A 1,659-nucleotide genomic window follows, 5' to 3' on the forward strand; every position below is an offset into this window, starting at 1 on the left:
CCCGCATTTCTCACGGGGCCGATTGATTTGCGACGGGCATTGGTGGGTCGGCGCGAAGGCGACGAGGACCGTGGCGCCAAAGGCGCTGGCGGCGAGATGGTTTTGTGTGTCTCCGTTGGCCTTGTTGATGATGCCGCGGATTTGGCGCGTGGCGGCGGCGCGTGTCAGGCCGGCGAGCCGCGGGCCTTGGCCGCCTCGGCCAGGCTGCGAGCGGCGCGGCCCCATTGTTCGGCGGCTGGGCAGGCCGAGGCCATGGCAATTTTGATGCGGCGGCAGGAGATGCGCACCAGCGCCCCGATTTTCAGGAGCTTGAGGCGGATGGTGCCGCAGGTGGCGTCCGCAAAGGCGGTTTCAGCAAGGCCGATGCGCCGCAGCGCGCAGATCAGCACATAGGCCATCGCGGCGAACCACAGCCGCAGTTGGTTGGCGCGCATGGTCTGAGCCGATGTGCGGTCGGCGTAGAGGTCGAGCTGGCATTCCTTGATGCGGTTCTCCATGTCGCCGCGCGCGCAGTAGATGTCCTCATAGAGCTGCCGCGCGCCCGCCTCGCTGCGCTTGAGCGAGGTGACGACGAAGCGCGGATTGGCCTCGCCGTGCGTCCACTCCGCCTTGGCGACGACGCGGCGCTCCTGGCTCCAGCTATCGAGCGTCGTCCACTGGAAGTCCTTGAAGCGGCGCGCCGGGCGGCCGGTCTTCTCGGCCGCGGCTCGCGCCGCGGCAAGCTCCTCTTCGATCATGGCGACCAGGCGGATGTTGCGGGCGAGCCCGAACAGGTAATCTACGCGGTTGTCCTCGCACCACGCCATCAGCGCCTCGCGCGCAAAGCCACTGTCGGCTCGCAGCAGGATGCGCACGAACGGCCAGCGGGCACGGATTTGCCGAACGATCCGCGCACCCTCATCCACGCTGCCCGCACTGGCATCGATGTCGGAGGGCCGCAGCTTGGCCGCCAACAGATGCCGGCCGCAGAACACGTACAGCGGCAGATAGCAGTAGCAGTCGTAGTAGCCGTGGAAGAAGCGCCCCTCCTGATGCCCGTGCAGCGGATCGTCGGTGGCGTCGAGATCGAGGACGATCTGCTCCGGCGGCCGCTGGTGCGCCTCCAGGAACAGCGTCACCGGCAGCGCCTCAATTGCCGCCGCGTCATACGCGATCTTGTGATAGCGCGAAGGCTCCTCCCGGCTCAGTTCCAGCCGGTTGAGCGTCGACTTGCCGGCCACCGGCGCGCAGTCTTCACGCCGGGCCGCAAGCTTGCCCGAAAGCACCGCCATCAGCGGATCATGCCGCAACTCGTCGTGATCGTTGAGGTCTTCGTAGCCAAGCGCGATGCCAAAGACCCGCTGTCCGACGAGCGTCCCGATCGCATGCTCGATCAGATCCTGCCGGCGATGATCGCGAAAGCAATTTGCAAAGCGCCCCACCAGATCGATCGCCCGATCGGTCGCGCCCAGAAGCAGCGCGCCGGCATCCGACGTCACCAGTCCAGCATCAAAGGCCGCTTCCACGATGCGGCCTTCCACACTTCCAAAATCAAACCGCTCTGCGCTACACTCCGTCGGCATCGGGGCGCTCCTCGAATCATCGCAAAGTACTTCTCGCAAAAGAACTTTCGCTGATTCGGCGCCCCGATGCGCCTAACTCTGTGAGAAATGCGGGCTA

The 1,659-nt window shown here is 65.9% G+C and carries 1 protein-coding gene; it reads right to left on the bottom strand.

The window, feature by feature from the left end; all coding sequences use genetic code 11:
* Nucleotides 1-164: 164 nt before the first annotated feature.
* A complete protein-coding gene (locus CQ13_RS12240) occupies nt 165-1,562 on the bottom strand; it encodes an IS1380 family transposase (protein ID WP_057843145.1) in 1,398 nt (465 codons plus the stop codon).
* Between the last annotated feature and the right edge of the window lie 97 nt (nt 1,563-1,659).

The organism is Bradyrhizobium retamae, from assembly GCF_001440415.1.
Taxonomy (GTDB): Bacteria; Pseudomonadota; Alphaproteobacteria; order Rhizobiales; family Xanthobacteraceae; genus Bradyrhizobium; species Bradyrhizobium retamae.

Excerpts from the sequence above, each read along its gene's own strand:
- CQ13_RS12240 (WP_057843145.1), bottom strand. The coding sequence starts at position 1,562 with ATGCCGACGGAGTGTAGCGCAGAGCGGTTTGATTTTGGAAGTGTGGAA.